The sequence below is a fragment of the Salibacterium lacus genome (assembly GCF_042684865.1).
In the GTDB taxonomy this organism is placed as follows: domain Bacteria; phylum Bacillota; class Bacilli; order Bacillales; family Marinococcaceae; genus Salibacterium; species Salibacterium lacus.
The window spans coordinates 699,164-718,156 of record NZ_JBHUML010000002.1 but is presented as its reverse complement, the minus strand read 5'-3'; the positions used below and the strand labels follow the sequence as shown (position 1 = coordinate 718,156).

The 18,993-nt window shown below is 50.2% G+C and carries 29 protein-coding genes; 27 read left to right on the top strand and 2 right to left on the bottom strand.

What is annotated here, in order from left to right:
- Window positions 1-8 precede the first annotated feature (8 nt).
- From ACFSUB_RS04535 to glnA, 3 genes are all read left to right on the top strand, one after another.
- On the top strand, window positions 9-1,283 hold the full coding sequence (locus ACFSUB_RS04535) for a methionine gamma-lyase family protein (RefSeq protein WP_380711998.1): 1,275 nt from the start codon (window positions 9-11) through the stop codon (window positions 1,281-1,283).
- Window positions 1,284-1,375: 92 nt separating this feature from the next.
- On the top strand, window positions 1,376-1,774 hold the full coding sequence (locus tag ACFSUB_RS04530; RefSeq protein WP_380711997.1) for a MerR family transcriptional regulator: 399 nt from the start codon (window positions 1,376-1,378) through the stop codon (window positions 1,772-1,774).
- Window positions 1,775-1,849: 75 nt separating this feature from the next.
- Complete coding sequence (gene glnA / locus ACFSUB_RS04525; RefSeq protein WP_380711996.1) at window positions 1,850-3,196, top strand: type I glutamate--ammonia ligase; 1,347 nt, start codon at window positions 1,850-1,852, stop codon at window positions 3,194-3,196.
- A gap of 503 nt (window positions 3,197-3,699) precedes the next feature.
- On the opposite strand, the gene lexA is transcribed toward glnA, so the two are convergent.
- Window positions 3,700-4,323: a transcriptional repressor LexA gene (lexA, locus tag ACFSUB_RS04520; protein ID WP_380711995.1), complete on the bottom strand. Its 624-nt coding sequence runs from the start codon at window positions 4,321-4,323 to the stop codon at window positions 3,700-3,702.
- A gap of 163 nt (window positions 4,324-4,486) precedes the next feature.
- Here lexA and ACFSUB_RS04515 point away from each other — a divergent pair, with 163 nt between their 5' ends.
- The 7 genes from ACFSUB_RS04515 to ACFSUB_RS04485 all read left to right on the top strand — a co-directional run bounded on the left by ACFSUB_RS04515 (window position 4,487) and on the right by ACFSUB_RS04485 (window position 9,623).
- On the top strand, window positions 4,487-4,696 hold the full coding sequence (locus tag ACFSUB_RS04515) for a hypothetical protein (RefSeq protein WP_380711994.1): 210 nt from the start codon (window positions 4,487-4,489) through the stop codon (window positions 4,694-4,696).
- Between the two features lie 4 nt (window positions 4,697-4,700).
- Window positions 4,701-5,372 (top strand): YneB family resolvase-like protein, encoded by a 672-nt coding sequence (locus ACFSUB_RS04510; protein WP_380713173.1) that lies wholly within the window; start codon window positions 4,701-4,703, stop codon window positions 5,370-5,372.
- Window positions 5,373-5,503: 131 nt separating this feature from the next.
- Window positions 5,504-5,743 (top strand): DUF896 domain-containing protein, encoded by a 240-nt coding sequence (locus tag ACFSUB_RS04505; RefSeq protein ID WP_090926034.1) that lies wholly within the window; start codon window positions 5,504-5,506, stop codon window positions 5,741-5,743.
- Between the two features lie 197 nt (window positions 5,744-5,940).
- Window positions 5,941-7,938 carry a transketolase gene (gene tkt / locus ACFSUB_RS04500; protein WP_380711993.1) on the top strand — a complete coding sequence of 666 codons (1,998 nt, stop codon included), beginning with the start codon at window positions 5,941-5,943 and terminating at the stop codon, window positions 7,936-7,938.
- 226 nt (window positions 7,939-8,164) lie between these two features.
- Complete coding sequence (gene sirA, locus ACFSUB_RS04495; protein WP_380711992.1) at window positions 8,165-8,593, top strand: sporulation inhibitor of replication protein SirA; 429 nt, start codon at window positions 8,165-8,167, stop codon at window positions 8,591-8,593.
- A gap of 117 nt (window positions 8,594-8,710) precedes the next feature.
- Entirely contained in the window at window positions 8,711-8,935 is a 225-nt protein-coding gene (locus ACFSUB_RS04490; protein ID WP_380711991.1) for a YneF family protein, read from the top strand.
- Window positions 8,936-9,119: 184 nt separating this feature from the next.
- Window positions 9,120-9,623 (top strand): CcdC family protein, encoded by a 504-nt coding sequence (locus ACFSUB_RS04485; protein ID WP_380711990.1) that lies wholly within the window; start codon window positions 9,120-9,122, stop codon window positions 9,621-9,623.
- A gap of 39 nt (window positions 9,624-9,662) precedes the next feature.
- Here ACFSUB_RS04485 and ACFSUB_RS04480 read toward each other — a convergent pair whose 3' ends face one another.
- Entirely contained in the window at window positions 9,663-10,091 is a 429-nt protein-coding gene (locus tag ACFSUB_RS04480) for a DUF2621 domain-containing protein (RefSeq protein ID WP_090926106.1), read from the bottom strand.
- Window positions 10,092-10,227: 136 nt separating this feature from the next.
- Between ACFSUB_RS04480 and ACFSUB_RS04475 the strand changes: the two genes are divergently transcribed.
- From ACFSUB_RS04475 to ACFSUB_RS04395, 17 genes are all read left to right on the top strand, one after another.
- Window positions 10,228-10,662 carry a YueI family protein gene (locus ACFSUB_RS04475; RefSeq protein WP_380711988.1) on the top strand — a complete coding sequence of 145 codons (435 nt, stop codon included), beginning with the start codon at window positions 10,228-10,230 and terminating at the stop codon, window positions 10,660-10,662.
- A gap of 430 nt (window positions 10,663-11,092) precedes the next feature.
- Window positions 11,093-11,458: a helix-turn-helix domain-containing protein gene (locus ACFSUB_RS04470; RefSeq protein WP_380711987.1), complete on the top strand. Its 366-nt coding sequence runs from the start codon at window positions 11,093-11,095 to the stop codon at window positions 11,456-11,458.
- Window positions 11,459-11,730: 272 nt separating this feature from the next.
- Entirely contained in the window at window positions 11,731-12,585 is an 855-nt protein-coding gene (locus ACFSUB_RS04465) for a hypothetical protein (protein ID WP_380711986.1), read from the top strand.
- Window positions 12,586-12,606: 21 nt separating this feature from the next.
- Entirely contained in the window at window positions 12,607-13,281 is a 675-nt protein-coding gene (locus tag ACFSUB_RS04460; protein WP_380711985.1) for a hypothetical protein, read from the top strand.
- A 21-nt stretch (window positions 13,282-13,302) separates the two neighbouring features.
- Window positions 13,303-13,635 carry a hypothetical protein gene (locus tag ACFSUB_RS04455; RefSeq protein ID WP_380711984.1) on the top strand — a complete coding sequence of 111 codons (333 nt, stop codon included), beginning with the start codon at window positions 13,303-13,305 and terminating at the stop codon, window positions 13,633-13,635.
- 73 nt (window positions 13,636-13,708) lie between these two features.
- On the top strand, window positions 13,709-14,023 hold the full coding sequence (locus tag ACFSUB_RS04450; RefSeq protein ID WP_380711983.1) for a hypothetical protein: 315 nt from the start codon (window positions 13,709-13,711) through the stop codon (window positions 14,021-14,023).
- A gap of 1 nt (window position 14,024) precedes the next feature.
- A complete protein-coding gene (locus ACFSUB_RS04445) occupies window positions 14,025-14,441 on the top strand; it encodes a hypothetical protein (RefSeq protein WP_380711982.1) in 417 nt (138 codons plus the stop codon).
- Window positions 14,442-14,445: 4 nt separating this feature from the next.
- On the top strand, window positions 14,446-14,853 hold the full coding sequence (locus ACFSUB_RS04440) for a hypothetical protein (protein WP_380711981.1): 408 nt from the start codon (window positions 14,446-14,448) through the stop codon (window positions 14,851-14,853).
- A gap of 16 nt (window positions 14,854-14,869) precedes the next feature.
- On the top strand, window positions 14,870-15,151 hold the full coding sequence (locus tag ACFSUB_RS04435; protein WP_380711980.1) for a hypothetical protein: 282 nt from the start codon (window positions 14,870-14,872) through the stop codon (window positions 15,149-15,151).
- A gap of 138 nt (window positions 15,152-15,289) precedes the next feature.
- Complete coding sequence (locus ACFSUB_RS04430; RefSeq protein ID WP_380711979.1) at window positions 15,290-15,649, top strand: hypothetical protein; 360 nt, start codon at window positions 15,290-15,292, stop codon at window positions 15,647-15,649.
- Window positions 15,650-15,887: 238 nt separating this feature from the next.
- Entirely contained in the window at window positions 15,888-16,331 is a 444-nt protein-coding gene (locus ACFSUB_RS04425; protein WP_380711978.1) for a hypothetical protein, read from the top strand.
- Entirely contained in the window at window positions 16,332-16,520 is a 189-nt protein-coding gene (locus tag ACFSUB_RS04420) for a hypothetical protein (RefSeq protein ID WP_380711977.1), read from the top strand.
- Complete coding sequence (locus ACFSUB_RS04415) at window positions 16,517-16,753, top strand: hypothetical protein (protein WP_380711976.1); 237 nt, start codon at window positions 16,517-16,519, stop codon at window positions 16,751-16,753. The genes ACFSUB_RS04420 and ACFSUB_RS04415 overlap by 4 nt, the downstream gene beginning before the upstream one ends.
- Window positions 16,740-17,156 (top strand): hypothetical protein, encoded by a 417-nt coding sequence (locus ACFSUB_RS04410; RefSeq protein ID WP_380711975.1) that lies wholly within the window; start codon window positions 16,740-16,742, stop codon window positions 17,154-17,156. The genes ACFSUB_RS04415 and ACFSUB_RS04410 overlap by 14 nt, the downstream gene beginning before the upstream one ends.
- Window positions 17,150-17,374, top strand: coding sequence for a hypothetical protein (locus ACFSUB_RS04405; RefSeq protein WP_380711974.1), 225 nt, complete (start codon window positions 17,150-17,152; stop codon window positions 17,372-17,374). The genes ACFSUB_RS04410 and ACFSUB_RS04405 overlap by 7 nt, the downstream gene beginning before the upstream one ends.
- Before the next feature lies 1 nt (window position 17,375).
- A complete protein-coding gene (locus tag ACFSUB_RS04400; RefSeq protein WP_380711973.1) occupies window positions 17,376-18,287 on the top strand; it encodes a hypothetical protein in 912 nt (303 codons plus the stop codon).
- Window positions 18,288-18,683: 396 nt separating this feature from the next.
- Window positions 18,684-18,989 (top strand): hypothetical protein, encoded by a 306-nt coding sequence (locus tag ACFSUB_RS04395; RefSeq protein WP_380711972.1) that lies wholly within the window; start codon window positions 18,684-18,686, stop codon window positions 18,987-18,989.
- The last annotated feature ends 4 nt before the right edge of the window (window positions 18,990-18,993 follow it).

Below are 18,993 nucleotides of genomic sequence, written 5' to 3'. Positions count from 1 at the left end.
CAGTGCCAATGAATGTGACGGACAAAGTGAAAATTTTACGGGAACAGGCGGAACAAACGGCAGAACCAGGATATAAAGCGGTGGAAAAAACAGCAGAGGCCAATCAGCACCGGCTGCTGCAGATTTTTCAAAAACACAAAGCCTCCTCTGTTCATATTCAGCAGGCCTCGAGTGGATATGGGTATGATGACGTCGGCCGGGAAACACTGGATCAGATATATGCAGATGTATTTGGAACAGAAGCGGCGCTCGTTCGTCCCCATTTCATTTCAGGAACTCACGCGATTACCGCCGCACTCTTTGGCGTGCTGCGCCCCGGCGACCATCTGCTTTATGCAGGAGCGCCTTATGATACGCTTCAGACAGCGGTAGGTCTGAATCATCAGGAAACGGGAACGATGAGGGAGTACGGTATGGAGTGCTCGGTTGCGCCGCTTGATGAGGACGGCTTTCCGGATCCCGGGATGGTGGCAGCGTGTCTGCAGGAACATACGAAAGTGGTTGCTCTGCAGCGTTCCAAGGGATACGATGACCGCCCGTCTCTTTCCATAGCCAGACTGAGAGATATTATTTCTCATCTCAAAACGCATCGTCCGGACATTATCGTGTTTGTCGACAACTGCTACGGGGAGTTTGCCGAAGAAGAGGAGCCTGGTCATGCCGGTGCAGATCTGATCGCCGGGTCGTTAATAAAAAACCCGGGAGGCGGTATCGTCCGAAGCGGCGGCTATATCGCCGGGGCACAAACGCTCGTGGAACAGGCATCCTCACGCTTTGCCGCACCGGGAATAGGCCTTGAGGGCGGAGCGATGTTCAACGCTCTTCCGGAGATGTATCAAGGGTTGTTTATGGCACCGCACATTGTAGGGCAGGCACTGAAAGGAGCTCTTTTTACTTCTGCTCTGTTTGAACAGGCGGGATTTAAAACGTTTCCTTCAAGCAGCGGGACAAGGACAGACATCGTGCAGGCTGTCGAGTTTGAAGATAAACAGAGAATGGTCCGGTTCTGTCAGGCGGTTCAGGAAGCATCACCGGTGGACGCGATGGTACAGCCCCGGCCATCCCCGATGCCGGGATACGCGGACGACGTTATTATGGCCGCCGGCACATTTATTCAAGGATCGAGCATAGAACTTACGGCAGACGGCCCTCTGCGTCCGCCTTACCGCGCTTATGTTCAAGGCGGGCTTACCACGTCCCATGTAACATACGCAGTGACGCACGGACTTGAGACGCTGCTCCGGGAAAAACTGATTGCAGTCCCGGCAGAACAGTACATGTAATTTTTCATGTAAAAATAGTTAACATGTCATTGACTAAAAACCTGACATCGTGTAAGATAAACATAACTTAAATGAGGAAAGGAGGCAGCCAGATGAATGATCATGTCCGGCGGAACATGCCTTTATTTCCCATAAGTATTGTGAAAAAACTGACAGAGTTGTCGGCCAGGCAGATTCGGTATTACGAAGAAAACGGATTGGTTCACCCGTCCCGTTCGGAAGGGAACCAGCGCCAGTTTTCCTTCAACGATGTCGATAAACTTCTGGAAATCAAAAGCCTGATTGAACGGGGAGTAAATATTTCCGGTATCAGGGAAATTTTCGAACTGCGGGTTGAACAGGAACAGAAGAACCCCGCCCCGGCGCTTAAAAACACTGAAACCATGAGCGACAAAGAACTGAGGCGCCATCTGCAGAAAGAAGTGATGATGGCTGGACCCCAGGGAAGGTCCTCCATGATTCAGGGACAGCTTTCACGATTTTTTCATTAGTTTTGATGAACCTTCTTCTGCCGTCCGGCGGAGGATTTCATATTCATTTTTATCTACAAGAGAGGAGATTACGTCATGGCCACTACAAAAAAAGACATTATGAGAATGGCTGAGGAAGAAAACGTAAAATTTATTCGTCTGCAGTTCACCGATCTCCAGGGGATCATTAAAAATGTGGAAATCCCGTATGACCAGCTTGACAAGGCGCTGGACAACCTGATGATGTTCGACGGATCCTCCATTGAAGGTTTCGTCCGCATCGAAGAATCTGACATGTACTTATACCCGGATCTTGAAACTTGGGTTGTATTCCCTTGGACTCCGGAAAAAGGCAAAGTGGCTCGTCTCATCTGCGACATATATGAGCCTGGTGCTCCGGGCGAAGAACCAAAACCGTTTGAAGGGGATCCGCGCGGCGTATTGAAACGCGTACTGAAAGAAGCGGAAAATCTCGGTTATACCGACTTCAATATTGGACCGGAACCGGAATTCTTCCTCTTCAAAAATGATGAAAACGGCGAGCCTACCATGGAACTGAACGATAAAGGCGGTTATTTTGACCTTGCTCCGACCGACCTCGGGGAAAACTGCCGCCGCGACATCGTTCTCGAGCTTGAAGACATGGGATTTGAAATCGAAGCTTCCCACCATGAAGTAGCACCGGGACAGCATGAAATTGACTTCAAATATGCGGATGCTGTAACGACGTGTGACAACATCCAGACGTTTAAACTGGTTGTTAAGACAATCGCAAGAAAACACGGACTGCACGCAACCTTTATGCCAAAGCCGCTGTTCGGTGTGAACGGTTCCGGCATGCACTGCAACATGTCCCTTTTCAAAGGCAAGGAAAACGCGTTTTATGACAAGAAAACCGATTCCCAGCTAAGTGAAACAGCGATGCAGTTCCTCGCCGGCATCCTTGAGCATGCTCAGGCCTTTACTGCACTTACGAACCCGATTGTTAACTCCTACAAGCGTCTTGTACCAGGCTTTGAAGCCCCTGTATATGTTGCATGGTCGCTTCGTAACAGAAGTCCGCTTGTCCGGATTCCGTCTTCCCGCGGCATGAGTACGCGTATTGAAGTAAGAAGTCCGGACCCGGCGGCGAACCCGTATCTTGCAATGGCTTCCATGCTTGCTGCCGGACTGGACGGCATTAAGCGCAAACTGAGCGCTCCGGAACCAACAGACCGCAACATCTATGTTATGACAAGAGAAGAACGGGAAGAAGAAGGAATCAAGGATCTCCCGGGAGATCTGCGCGCTGCTCTTGATAACCTTCTCAGCGATGAAACACTCGTCAACGCTATCGGCTCCCATGCCATCGAGCACTTTGCCGAAGCAAAAGAAATTGAGTGGGATATGTTCCGCTCCCAGGTTCACCCTTGGGAAAGAGAACAATTCCTTTCCACCTATTAAAAAGCAGAAACCCTGTCACCAAAGCGGTGGCAGGGTTTTTCTTTGTTTCCGGTTTTTAGTGCAGGTGAGGTGGTTGGAACGAGAATCGATAGATAAATTCGGAGAATCAAGGCAGAAAAAAAGAAAGCTCCATGGAGTCAATGGAGAAAGGAGAGAATTGAGGCAGAAGACGCAGCTGTTTTTCCTCCGCTTTTTTATATATTTGATTTCCTTTGATTGAATGGTAAGAGAAAAACAATAAAATACTGCGGTTAGTAGAACAGTATAAAAAAGAGTCTGGGACAAAACCATCAATAGATAAAAAAATTCCGAATGATTCGTAGAAGAATCATTCGGAATTTTTTTATAGTTAAGCTGTTGGTCCGTCAAAATACTACGCTTTCACTCCAGAGTACAAGCGCGGTATCGGTACGCTGGTGCTCACCGTGTCTTCTTTGCCGGGGAGGCTTGAGACACGTGCTTGTATGCTGCGTGATATATGATTCCATCCGGCGGTATAAGTATTAATGCAGGGTGCGGAAGACGCCCGACACTTTTCCGAGAATGGTACAGTTATCCAGAATAATAGGTTCCATTGCAGCATTTTCCGGCTGAAGACGGATGTAGTTGTTTTCTTTATAGAACCGTTTAACCGTTGCTTCCAGTTCTTCTGTCATTGCGACGATTATATCCCCGTTATCGGCTGTCTGCTGCTGTTTGACGATAACCATATCCCCGTCATAAATCCCGGCTTCGATCATGCTGTCGCCTTCGATTGTCAGGACGAATACTTTTTCATCGGAAACCATACGATCAGGTAGGGGAATATACTCGTCGATGTTTTCCACCGCTGTAATCGGCTCCCCGGCCGTGACTTTCCCGAGAACCGGAACGTAAACCGCCTGGCTTTCCGATATGGATAAATTTTCCTCTTCGAGTTCAAGAACTTCAATGGCCCGCGGTTTCGTCGGGTCGCGGCGTATATAGCCTTTGTTTTCCAGTCTGGCAAGGTGGCCGTGGACGGTGGAGCTCGATGCCAGTCCGACTGACTCACCGATTTCACGGACGGAAGGAGGATAGCCCTTCAGTTTCACTTCGTCTTTTATATAGTCGAGAATCTGCTGTTGTCTTTTGGAGAGTTTAGGCATAGGGTGCACCTCTTTTTCCATAAATTTATTGTGTTTATTATATCATGGAAAACATACGTCCGCAAACACCCGTTCTAATTTTTCCTTGACGGGAACAATAGTTCTTTATATACTGAAAGTAGTTTATGACAGAACAGATATTCTCATATTTGGAGGGGTCGAGATGAATTTCGGATGGAAACGGATCAGCCTACAGGAATGGATGATTCTGCTGCTTTTTATTCTTTCTATTGTTACGCTTATTGCTGTGGTGGAATGGTCGCAGACACCGGAGGAAACGGGCGGATATGCCGATACTGTAAAACAGGAGGAGCCGTCTGATATACTGAGTTATGACTGGACGGTAAATTACGAAGAGAAAGCGAAGGAATAATATGATAAGCTGCATGATATACTGCCGCGTCAGTACTGCAAAAGAGACACAGCAGACCTCCCTGATACGGCAGGAGGAAGAACTGTTTCAGCTGGCGCAGAACAATGGGTTTCATATCCGGCAGACGATTAAAGAGGAGGCTGGGGGCTATACTCTTGAAAGGGACGGGCTTCTTGACATGATGGACCTGTTCAGCGCCGGGGAAGCAGATGTTCTCTGCGTCCAGGACGAGACGAGGCTGGGCCGCGGAAATGCAAAGATTGCCCTTTTGCACCAATTGTCCGCGCTGGATGTGCCGGTTTATACTGTGCGCGATGAAGGAAGGCTGCAGCTGTCGGACAATGACACCATGCTGATGGATATTTTGTCGATGGTGGAAGAACAGCAGCGGCGGCTCCACAATCTAAAGATAAAGCGCGGGATGAAGCGCGCGGTGGAATCCGGCTATCATCCGGAGGATAACCTTCCCGAAAACGGCGGCGGAGGAAGAAAGAAAATCGAAGCGCCGCTTGAAGAAATCATACGACTGCGCAGAAGGGAACTCCCTTTTTACGATATTGCTGCCACGCTGCGCGGACTTGGTTATTCTGTATCGAAAGCGACCGTCCACCGGAGATATAAAGAGTATATCGAAGGACAGTATACATATGAATCGAATCAGGAGGAAATGGAATAAACGTGCCTTTCAGTATAGCGGACTGCTATTCATACACTCTCACTGTAAGCAGATTCGTTTGCATTTCAATACGTTCTGATTTACATTGAATATGGAATGATTAAGGAGCAAAGGGAGGGTAATCTAGGCCTATGCTTTCTCAGGAAAAGATTGACCGGATCAATGAACTGGCCCGCCGTTCTAAAACGACAGGATTAACAGAACAGGAAGAAAACGAGCAGCATGAACTTCGTAATGAATACCTGGCGAAATTCCGTTCCTCGTTCAAAAGTCAGCTCCAGTCTGTTAAAGTGGTGGATCCGGAAGGTGATGATGTCACGCCTCAGAAACTGGAAAAAGCGAAACGAAATAATCCCCATTACCGCAGTTAACAGCAAAGTCTTCCAACTGCCTATAGATTAATAAAACGGTAAAACCCTGATGAGCTGCTTGGTTCATCAGGGTTTTTTAAGGTTACTTCTATTTTGGTGTTCTGTCGAGGCTTGTGCATTGGGACATTTACATTTATGATAAGATAAGAGATACAATATACATATGAAGCTTTCCGAAAAGAAAGGCAGGGAACATAATGACAACAGGTAATGTAGAAGAACTAGCCGTCAATACGATACGAACCCTATCGATTGACAGCGTGGAAAAAGCAAACTCAGGCCATCCCGGTCTCCCGATGGGGGCGGCACCGATGGCGTATAAACTATGGTCAACCTTTATGAACCATAATCCGGACAACCCGGACTGGTTTAACAGAGACCGGTTCGTTCTGTCGGCAGGTCACGGCTCCATGCTTTTGTACAGCCTTCTTCATCTCTCCGGCTATGATCTTTCGCTGGATGAACTCAAAAACTTCCGGCAGTGGGGTAGTAAAACACCGGGTCATCCGGAGTTTGGCGATACACCGGGAGTGGAAGCGACCACCGGCCCGCTCGGACAGGGAATCGGCATGGGTGTCGGAATGGCCATGGCGGAAAGGCATCTTGCGGCAGCCTATAATACGGAAGATATCTCCCTTGTTGATCACTACACGTATGTATTATGCGGAGACGGGGACCTGATGGAAGGAATATCTGCAGAATCGGCTTCGCTTGCAGGGCATCTGCAGTTAAGCCGTCTTATTCTCATGTATGACTCCAACGATGTATCCCTGGATGGGGATCTTCATCAGGCCTTCTCCGAAGATGTTCTGAAACGCTATGAAGCTTACGGCTGGCACACCGTTTTCGTTGAAGACGGTACGGATCTGGCAGGTATAGAAAAAGCACTGCAGGAAGCAAAAGACAGTGACCGCCCTTCCCTTATTGAGGTGAAAACCGAAATTGGTTACGGTGCTCCCAATAAAGGTGGTTCAAGTGCGGCTCACGGAGCTCCGCTTGGTGAAGACGAAGTAAAACTTGCAAAGGATTCCTACAAATGGTCCTATGAGGATTCCTTTTATATTCCTCCGGAAGTGACAGAACACTTTGCCGGTCTGAAAGCAAAAGGGGCCGAAAAAGAGAAAGAATGGAACAAGCTGTTTGATACGTATAAAGAAAAGTACCCTGAGCTTGCAGAACAGTTCCGGCTTGCCGTTCAGGGAGACCTGCCTGACGATTGGGCACAGCATCTTCCTGTCTACACGGATGAAAAGGCGGCAACACGTGCAGTATCCGGCGAGGCGCTCCAGGCATTGTCAAAATCGGTGCCTTCGTTATTCGGAGGTTCGGCTGACCTTTCCGGCTCCAATAAAACGCTGATTAAGGAAGAAACGGATTTCAGCAGAGATGATTACGCAGGACGTAATATCTGGTTTGGTGTGCGTGAGTTCGCTATGGCAGCAGCAGGAAATGGGCTGAAGCTCCACGGCGGTGTTCATCCCTACGTTTCCACGTTTCTGGTGTTCTCGGATTACCTGCGGCCCGCTCTGCGTCTCAGCGCCTTAATGGAACTGCCGGTCACGTACGTATTCACCCATGACAGTATTGCCGTCGGCGAAGATGGTCCGACCCATGAACCGATTGAGCAGACATCTTCCCTTCGTGCCATTCCTAATATGAACGTGATTCGTCCGGCTGACGGAAATGAAACGGTGGCTGCATGGAAGACGGCCCTGCAGAGCACCCATACTCCGACAGCGCTTGTGCTGACAAGACAGGGTGTGCCTACACTGCCCGGCACGGCTGAAAATGCGGAAGAAGGTGTCAGAAAAGGGGCTTATATTCTTGCAGAAACCAGCCCCGCCCCCGATGTACTGCTTCTTGCTTCCGGATCGGAAGTTTCCCTTGTACTGAAGGCGGCCCAGGCTCTGGAGAAAGAGGGTGTTCAGGCGAATGTGATCAGCATGCCGAGCTGGCATTCCTTTGATCAGCAGCCGGTCTCCTATCAACGCAAGGTGCTTCCCGAAGGTGTGCCGGCGCTGGCTGTTGAAATGGGTGCTTCCCACGGCTGGTATAAATACACAGGAGCTTATGGAGGTGTGCTCGGCATTGACCGTTTCGGTGCATCGGCACCAGGTGATGTGAACATCGAGAAGTTTGGATTCACGGTTGAAAACGTCACGGCCCGGGTGAAAACCCTTCTTGACTCCAAGTGATAACAAAGAGACTGTCTTTTCCTGGACTGACATTCCGGGGAAGGGCAGTCTTTTTTCTATTTTGACAACAGGTTGTTTTGATACGTCGAGAAAAAAGGGCTGTTCGACAAAAAAAGTTGTTTTTATATTCAGAAAATGACAGGTCTTTCACACTTTATTGGTTATGCTGGTCTTGTACATCACACCAGCAGCTGCTCCCGATAAGAGGTGAAAGGAGTGCATATCCATGACAAGATATCAACTGATTATCATTACAAAAGAAGTGGCGCTTCAATATTACCAGGGCGAGGACAAGCTCTACCGTTTATTTCTTGATTACGATCAGGCTTATGAATGGGCACGTCCGCTTCTGGAAAAACAGATTTACTATATTACCGAGCCTCTGTTGTATCCATACTTCATCCATTCACTCGATGAAGATTTACAAAAAGCAGGATTTCAGAAAAAAAGTCGTGACATTTACACGCGGGCACGATCCGGCAGCACGGTTTTTCTGGACGACCGGCAGATTATTTTTAATCATGCCGGAGACGCCAGAGAAGAGTGGCAGGTGTTTGACTGCTTCAAGAAAATTTCTCCATACTTCTTTGCGGTCAATATGAAAAAAGAAACGTATGGTTGGCTGAAACCACTTAAGGTCTATTCCGTTTTATGAGCAAAAAAGGAGTTCCTCTTTCCAACAGCCCGGGGATACGTTATAATGATAGAGGTCAATTATTGTAATGATGATATACGTATCGCTGTAACGTAGCAGAAGGAGGAAATGAACGGGATGGACTGGCTTTGGTTTGTACTCGTCGGTGTTGTTTGTCTATTGGCGGGTGCTGCATTAGGGTTTTTTATTGCCCGCAAAACGATGATGAATTACTTAAAGAAAAATCCACCCATTGATGAGCAGATGCTCCGGGTCATGATGACGCAGATGGGACAAAACCCATCACAGAAGAAGATAAATCAAATGATGAAAGCTATGCAGAAACAACAGGATAAAAAATAGCTTAAATGAGGCTGCTTTTCTGGACGCAGATGGTATGAAACGGCTGCCGGGAAAGCAGCCTCTGCTTGATGTTTTCCGGGATGAGATTGCATCCCGGCTTTTTTTCGTTGTATCATGGAAATAATGATAAGAAGTAGATAACCCTGCTGCTTCGGCAGTCAGGGAATGGGAGTTGGCCTTAATTATGAATGCCATGCTGCTGTTATCCACTGCCGGAGCAGCGATGGTGGCACTGGCCGCCATTTTTATCCGGATGAAAGCCATCAAGAGACCGGCAACGGTAAAAAAAATCATTCTGCCGCCATTTTTTATGTCCACTGGTTTTCTCATGTTTGTATACGAACCGACCCGGCTTGAACCTTCCCAGATTCTTGAAGCATTCACCGTCGGGCTCGTCTTCTCCCTGCTTCTCATGAAAACCTCCCGTTTTGAAATAAGGGACAGTGACATTTACATGGTCCGTTCCAAAGCGTTTGTGTTTCTTCTTTTCACGCTGCTCGCCGCAAGAATCGTGTTCAAGCTGCTGATAGGAGATGCTATTAACGTAGAGGAGCTGGCGGGAATGTTCTTTATTCTTGCCTACGGCATGATTATTCCGTGGCGTATTTTCATGCTCGTTCAATTTAAAAAGGTGGAAAAGAAAAAAAGACTGCAGAGCAGGGGACAAGCCCCGGCTCATTCGCATTAAAAAGACCGTTCCGTTTGATGGGAGCGGTCTTTCGCACGGTTATAGAAATAAATGTTCATAGGGGGATACATCGATTTGTTTTTCATCCAGCTTTTTTCGCAGGAATTTATGGTCACGCTTTGGCGTGGCTGTAATATATCCCCGGATTAAAAGGTCCTCATCAATCCGGCGCGCGCGCTCTTCAAGCGCTATTTCCCCGACCTTACCGGCAATTTTCTCCCGGGCGGTGTCGCGGAAAAGTTCCGGTACCGGTTCCACCAATTCCTCCAGAAGATCTTTTTTATCCTGCGGCCACAAATGAATGGTTTTTTCGAGGTAATGATCCTGCCAGTCGAGGATGGAACGGCCGTCTTCTTTGGGGAGCCTTTGCAGAAATTTGCGAAACATGAAATACCCGCCGATAAACATCATGACCGTTAAAAATACCGACCAAGCCACAATAAACCACATAAACATATCAGAAGGCATCTGTTTCACCTCATCTTCGTTTATCTTAACGATATTTTATCATAAACGGGTGAAAAAAACATAGACCGGGCTTTTGTTTTCATATTATACGTGCCGCTGTATCTGGTACACTGAAAACGGCAGAAAGGAGAGAACGATGGCTGAAAAAAATGTAAACGACTATCTGGAAGAAGGTATGTATGGTCCGAAGGAGTTAAAACCGGATGAAAAACGCAGGTTTCTTGGAACGTTCAGGGAAAGGGTGCTGCTTGCGTTGACGAAAAAACAGGTAATGAAAAAAGGAACGTTTCCGGAAGTGGAACAGATGCTTCATGACCATCCGGATGCGGTGATGGTTGTGAATGGAAAGCTTGGGTATAAAGCGGTCTCCGCCTACACGAAGCTGGCCTCCTCCTACGGTGTGGAATCGCAGCGTATAACGTCTCTTGATAAACAAAGTGATATAGGGCTTGTGCTTGCCAAAGGGGAAGCGGTTCACAAAGAAGAAATATTTGTAGAGGAAACCAAAATAGAGAATAAACCCGCAGAAGAGCAAAAACCATGGTGGAAGAAATTGCTTGGTTTGGGATAGGAAATGGCGGGACCGTCTGGGAATCGAACCCAGCGGAGACGGCACGCGCCTCCCGGAAGTTTTGAAGTTCGCTCGACAATTTTTCCGTCCAATCTGACCGGTCAATCTACCGGCAAATCAACGCCACCCGAAGGACCCGCGAAAAAGTCCCCGTAAGTCTACCGACGCCCCGCATAGGACGATTACCTTCCGTTATATATCGTAGCACACCCGAACGCCTTCCGCAAAAGGAGGGCGTTATTTTTTTTCGAGAAAATATTCCCCAATTGGAACAATCGATTGGCATAGAGAAGTAGGCGGAAAAATTTTCGCGGTAACATAAAAGAAATTTCGATATGAATGTGCGAAACCGCTAAGTTCATACGCATAATACAGTAACACCGAAAATTATTTCGGAAATTTTGTCCCAAATCCGGAATTTCACTCTAATATGTCTGATAAGAGGACGAAAAGGAGGCGGTTGAATATCGACGGGGTTAGAGACGTAAGAACGAATCCCTTCGCAATGGTTACGAAATGCGTTATCGACGACGAAACGTTCATCAAACGAGGGTCGGACAAGCTCGTATACACGGTCATTTGTTCCTTCGCGGATAACGAGAGTAAGGACGCTTTCCCTTCCGTCAAAACAATCGCAAAGAGGGCGTGCTGCTCCGAGCACACGGTGAGACGGTCGGTAAAACGGCTTCAAGAGTTAGAGCTTATCCGCGTTGAAACTAGATACTCGGACGTCGGAAGGCAAACGAGCAATAAATACGTTCTTGTCGATCCGCCGGCTAGATTTAAGGGAGGGTAGCATGAGAGTAACCGGGGAGGGTGTCTGAAATGATAGGGGGGACCCTTGCATGAGAGTAAGACGAACTAGACTCACTGTAACTAGACTCATAAAGAACTAGACTAATTCATGGCGGTCACTTCGTTCCCTTAGCTTCGCGAACAAGTTCGCTCGCCGCCTATAACTCATTAATCCCTTTTGCGCAATCTTTAAAGAGTAATCGCAGTAATACACGACCGAGCCGAAGCGGTAGCGTAGGCGAGGTAATGAAACTTAAAAAGGAGGCGGAAACATTGTCGGAATTATCAACGGAATTTTCCTACGAAGAACTCGACCGAACCACAGCCGATTTCCTCCGCACCAAAGAAACGAACATGCGCGAGATTGTCGGGCAAGCTGAAACGAAAGTTGGGAGGGAGTTGAAGGAAGCTCAGGACAATCTTTCCGGAAGTAGATATGACGGTGTTTTTGTTAAATGGATAAAATTCATCGGAATGGCTCCGCAACAGGCTTACAGACTTATCCGCCGTTACACCGCTTTAACAAATTGTGAAAACGGAGATCAACGAGAACTGCTAGAAAACTTACCTCTATCGTTATCATACGAAGTAACAGGTCCGTCCGCCGAATCCACGCCGGAAAAGGCGGCCGCCAAGCAAGCGGTGTTAGACGGCGACATCACGACGCGCAAGGAATACATCGAATTGCTCCGCGAAAAGGAGGCGGAAGAAGAGCGGGCGAAGGGCGCAGAAGAACAGCGCCAGCAAGCCGAACAAGCCGCCGAGCAAGCACGGCAGCGCGCCGAACAAACGGAAGGCGAAGCGGCCTCTTTGCGCGACCAACTCGAAACGGCGCAAAACGGCGGCGAGCAGCCGTACGGCGTGAAACTAGCGGAGGAAATTTACGAAGCGCTGGACGAAATGTCCGAATGGCAGAAGAAATATTCGTGGCTGCTTACGGACTTGACGGAATTTCAGATGCTGGTCGAAGCCAATCCGGACTTTGCGCGGGAGTTTAACCGGCTGGACGAGTTTTGGCGGCAGTTAGCGAGCGCCTTCCATCGGACGGAATCGAAGGGGGTGTACCGCGAGTCAGGCTCGGCAGGAGGCGGCGACATTATCGAAGGCGAGTTTTCCGAAATAAATTAATTCTAATTAGGAGGAGATAAAATGTCATTCTTTTCATTTAAAGAGAAGGAAGCCGAAACGAACGAAAATCAAGCGGAGGTAATGCAGCGGATTGACGGACTTACGGAATCTGTCGGAAAACTTAGGTCGCACATGGAGGCGCAAGAATCCCGCATCAACCACGAAACGAGAAAAGGATTGCGAGAACTTCGCGAGGAATTTATGACGGAATTGCAGTCGTTCCGCGAAGAGGTTAACCCCGGCAATGTCGCGGAAGCCGTCGAAAGCACCGAGAAGCGCGACCGAATCAACCGGGAATTTGACGTTATCCGCACGGAAATGGAACGGGCTATCTCGAAGCACCTAGCGCCCGGCGTTTCGCTTTACCGTCAAAACAGCACCGGGAAGCATCCGGCTTTCACACGAAACGGAACGGCGCTTTACGAATCTATTAGCCGGTTGGTAACGAACTTGGCCGACGTGAGCGGAACGACGAAAGAAAAGTATACGAACACGACGCAGTACCGGAGATTCTTCGCGAAAGAAGGCCGAAGAAAGCCGAACAAAACGATCGTTAAGTATTCGGAGGACGACAACCGGGCGGTGAACACGATGTATGCGACGATTATTCTTCACGGGTATGAACGAAAATTCATCGAATATCTTTTCGAATGGCTCGAGAATGAGCGGCAGAGAAAGTTGTCCGAAATAAAATAAATTAAACGGAGGCGATACGAAATGTCTATCGATATTCACGTAACCGACGATTACCGCATCACGTCCGACGCGCACAACTACATCGTCCTCGAACGATACACGGCGGACCCGACGAAAGCGCCCGATTGGCCGAAGCGCGCCGCGAAAGGCGCCGACCCTACGCCGAAAGAACGGTGGCGCGAAGTCAAATATTGCGCAACGATCCCGCAAGCCGCCCGCCAAATTCTCGACCTGTCCGTCCGCCAGTCGGACGCGACGTCGCTGGCCGAAGTTGTTGCGAAAATGGAGGCGGTACGCGACGACATAGACCGCAGCCTGTCGCCGACTGACACCGGCAAAATTACGCCATCTTAGCCGCCGGCGACCGAATGTTCCCGAAAGCCACGCGAACACGCACAGCCGACAATTTCACGGGAGGCGATACGAAATGGCAGCGGAATACACCACCGAAACACGCACGGAAGAACATTCGAAACTGACCGCCAAAATCTGCGACAAATGCGGCGGGAGGTACGCGCCTAACGACGATAGCCCTTTCGCGTTGAACCTCGTCCACAATTTCGGCGTATTTTTCGGCTACGGCAGCGAGTTCGACAACGCCGTTTGGTCGTTCGACCTTTGCGAGCCGTGCCTGCTGGACTTTGTCGCGACGTTCCGGCAGGCGCCGACCGGATTTGCCGGCGAGGACTTCGAGGAATGGGCGCAGGCACGCCGAACTAATACCGAAATAGGAGGCGAATAGTATGGCGACGAAAACGATTGAACTGCCGGAGTTGACTCGTAAGGAAGCGGAGTTAGTCGAAGAATTACGGCAGTGTTACGGAAACGATTTCCGTATGATTTGCAGGCTGGCCGACTTTAAGACCGGAGAGTACGATAGATACAATTTGTTGCGCCGCAGTATGCGGTGGTCGGAACTTTGCGAAGAGGACGGCGACAGGATTACAGCCGCAATCACCAACGGATATACCATCGAAAAGTCGCCGGAAGACAAGCTGCGCGAGTATTACGGGGATTTGGTTCGTAAGGAGATTGCGCTAGAACGCGCAGGAAACAGCGGAAGTCAATTCCGGCAAGGATATATGTCCGTAGAATCTACGCTCGATATCCTCGGCATAACAATACCTGGCGTCAACGCGCCGGCCGAAACGGAGGAATAGTAATATGACGAATACTAAGACAATCGAATTACCGGAAATCCCGAAAGAGGTGGCGGAACAAATCGAATTGTTACGGGAGAGAAGCGATGTTTCCGAGAGGGAGATGGCGTTAGAGGTGCCGGAGTGGAACTTCATTATCCGAAATTATATCGGGAAAGCCGAGCCGAACGCAACGAAATATTATCGCGCCATTGTCAACGGGTATAATACCGAAAAGTCGCCGAAGGAACAACTGCGCGAGTATTACGATAATCTTCCCGTAGGTGTCCATGCAGTTGTCGGGAATATTAAGCGACAAGGTGTCCGGGATACACTCGACATTCTCGGAATAACGATCCCCGGCGTCAACGCGCCGGCCGAAGAAACGGGGGAATGCGAAGATGACGACGAACGATCATCGGAAGAATTTTAGCGAAGGAGGCGGTACTATGACGGACGAGCCACGCTACACCGCCGAAGACATCGCCGCCGAACGCCGCCAGCAGGCGCAGACCCGCGTCGAGCTGCTGCGGAAATACGCGGCGCGCATTGAACGGTTGGAGGCGGAGTTGGCGGCAGAGCAGGCGGGGAGCGAGCGGCTTAAGAAGGAAACCCGCCGGCTATTCTCGGCAAATGAACGGCTGAGAGCGGCGCTAACAGCGGCGAAGGGTTACGCGTCGGCAGGCGAGGAAAATCCGCACAGCGGGCGTATATTTGACGAGAAAGGGTGACGGGATATGACGGTAGTTATCGCCACAGTCGCAGTCGTATTATTCGTAATGTGCTTAGTAGCTATTGCGTCTGTTACCTCGACGGGCAAACGGAAGACGGAAAGCCGAAACGATCGAAATACTTTCGAAAAGTATCCGGTGTATGGCCGTCACGGAACGTATAAAGTCGTTATTGCAGAAGGCGACCGCCGATACGGCAAGGACGTAAAAATTTACGTAGGAAAACGCGATGTATATTCGGAGTACGAACGAGAGCCAGAGTGGACCCCGTCGTTTTTCGATACGGACGGAGAATTGCGCGAAAAGCGGCGGGCGAAGTACGAAGAAGACATGCGCGTATACGCCGACCCGATCGAACTCACGAAAAGGCACGTCAAGGCGTACGAGGCGCAACTGGACGAACAATTCACGGAAGAATCGCGCCGTATGGCGTGGGGCGGCGACGTTTACGAAGATGACGACGTGACGGACATAAGCGAAGGGGAGGCGGCAGAGTGACGATATTTTACCGAATACGTACCGCATACAAACGTATGAAGAGTCGGCACACGCTCATTCCGTCCTTTTGCAAATGTTGCGGAAGAGACGTCCGGGACTTCATCGTTCCTGACGAAGTTTGGGCGAAGATTGAGCCGAGAATCGACGGAAATGTACTTTGCTACGATTGTTTTTGCGATAAGTGCGGTGATGCCGGAGAGGATGTCGTATGGAAATTAACGCGATTGGAGGCGGTAAAATGAGCGAAAAGGTAACGCAGGACGAACTCGAAGCCATCCGCAAAAGGGCGGAGGCGGCGACAGGCGGCGATTGGTATGCGGGAGGATTTTCGCTGCCTACGGACGATCAATATAACGTAACGGCGTATGATTCCGGAAACAATCCGCAAGAAATATTTACCGCATGGCAAGGCGCAAGGTATCCGGATATGGCAGAAACATCGCAGGAGCAGGCGCGAAACAACGCCATATTTTGCGCAACCGCCCGCACCGACATTCCGCGCCTGCTGGCGGAGGTTGAGCGGTTGCAACGCAGCCGGGCGGAAATCTACGCGGAGGCCTACGCGCAGGGTTATTTCGATCAGCGAATGGATAGCGAAAATTGGGCGGACAATGGCGGTCAAGATTCGCAAGACACAGCGTTAGCGAATAGTTTCGGAATTGGCGCAAAGGAGGACGATTGAATGTCGGAGGGATCACGCTATGTCGTGAAAATATCGGACGGAGGCCGCGGTAAAATAGTCGGAAAGTATTCGAGCAAAGCGCGTGCCGAAGTAAGGGCGGACGATATTCGGAAGTTTAACGGAATAGATGCGGCCGTAATGATGCACGGATTTGTTATTTATTCTACGAAGGAGGTATCGCCCGAATGAAACGAACGCCCGATCAAGCCGACAAAATCCAGCGACACATCGACCGGCTTACGCACGACCTTCGGATTTGGAAGTCGGCGTACACGGAAATGGCCGACCATGCGGACGAATTGAAAGCGGAGAATAAGCGGTTGCGGCAAGCTATCGCCATGCATCCGAGCAACACGATTCAATACGGCGAATATACCGCGGATAGAATGCTGAGGGAGGCGATAAGAGATGCCGGTAAATAATCGCAAGCAGCCGAAATCCGCCGACTGGCGAAACTTTCCGCTTGACAAGTGGAATTGCTCGACATGGCATCGCTACCTCATCGACAAAAACGCGGAACTCTTCGACGCCGAATATATTCCTTTCGGCAAGGGCGCGATCAGCCAGCGGTGGCGTACCGAAAAAGGCCAGCTCAAGCAGGCGCAGGCCGACCTCGGCAATGCCGTGCTGCTGGCGTTCATCGACCGCTGTCTTGCCACGCATACGCCAAATGCCGACTTTCCGCACGTCAATTTCGGCTTCATGTGGGCGTACCGGCGCGACGAGGTGCCGCGAGCGAAGGCGGACGTAACGGCCGGCCAGCAACGTAAGCAGGCGGAAGAGCGAATACAGGCGGAAATGGACGAGGGGGGTATCGAATGGTGACGAGCGGAGAAGGCAGGCGCGAAGCGGGCGAAGTGTCCGGCCTAAAACCGTGGGCGGTGTACGACTTTCCGTGGGGATCGGCCGTGGCGCACCGGAAAGGCGGTTACACGCAGGCGTTTCTTGCGAATGGCAGCGAAATCAATTTCGAAGGGTATGCGGTCGAGTTGCACGACAATGGCATCGAGTTATATCCGATTAATAACGAGGAGGGCGATTGATTTGACGAAGCTAGAAGACGCCATCCAGCACGCGTTCGAATTTTACGGCAGTCGCGGCGCCCTATTGCAACACCACGCGGAACGCCTTGCGCCATATACGGGCGAAATGGAGGCGTTGAATGACGTCAGCGAAACGGAATTGGCGCGGGAAATTTACGGAATATCGAAAGGGAGCGATAGTATGAGCGGGGAAGGCTACGGCATTATCGAGGACATGGCGCAGGAAATCACGCAATTAAAGCGGCGACTGCGCAAAGTCGAGGCGGCGCAAGGGTACGCGGAAATGGGCGAGTTGAGCGATCAAGGAACGGAAAAGAAAGGAGTATTCGCTCCACTTTCCGATAAGTCCGCTAGTGAGGCGGCGGAGGCGTATTTTGCGAAATTATACGAAGAAGGAATAAATAGAATGCAGAAGTCGCCGCAACAACGCCGGGATTCTGTCGTCGAGCGGGCGAAGGCGGAAGTTGAACGTAAAGTGCCGGTTGGCGGGATCGTCGTAACCATACGCGATGAAGATGGCTGTCGGATTGAGTACAACTGCGATATCGATTACGTCGTGGACAACGAAAAAAGAACGGTAGTTGCGTTGGCTAAGGGCGTTGTAACCGGAAGGGTATACGCCCGCGGCATCGCCAAATGTTCGCCGGACGACTGCTTCAACTCGCATATTGGGCGTGCTATCGCGCTTCGCCGGGCGCTCGGCCTCGACGTGCCGGCCGAATACGTCAACGCGCCGCAGCCGACGGAAGTGCGGGAAGGTGACGTGTTGAGCGGAAAAAGAGACATCTGCATCGCGAAGGAAACCGTATCTGCCCGCGACATTATGTCGGGATATACAGGCGTTTATTCCTATTATGCGAAACGGTCGAAAATCATCGACGACAGTCGCGACGAAAGCGGGGCGTCGCCATGACGGAAAATCAGCGCACCTGCCCGCAATGCGTCCATTACCGCTGTCTGCCGGACAACCAGTCGCGCACGGCCGTCGGCGCCACCTACCGGCCATATTGCGAACGATTCCGGCGGACGATTCGCGACATAGGCCAGGCATCCGAATGTTCGGAATTTGACGAGGGAAACCGAAGGGAGTGAGCGGACATTTTACGGATACGCGAAACTTTATTGGAGGCTTTCGGAGACAGGCTTTTCGGATTCGGACTCGTCGCGTTATTGCCGGCGCTTGCCATCGTAATAAAAGGCGTTAATTCGCCGGCGCCGGCGTTATCGTACGGAACAGTTGCCGGATTGTACGTAATATTCTGGCTAATTGTCGTAAGACTTACGCTAGATTAGAAAGGAGTGACGGAGAATGAGCGAAAGTTTTACGTTTACGAAAACAAGCGAGGTGTTCGACCGCAGTAAGATCGGAGTCGGCGATATTATCGAGTTTGACGACACGCCTTTCGTTAACCCTTTTCGGCGCAAACAGAAAACCCGCCGTATGGCTGCGCTTGTAACGGAAGTAGAGGATACTACCGTATGGATTAGTGTGGGCGAGCGAAATCCTGACAGCGGAACCGTTCGTATTCAAAGTGCGTTCGGACTTCCTGTAAGTCGGGCGGATGAAATCACGATGATTTACCGCCATCCCGATAATGTAAGCCGAAAGGAGTGACGCC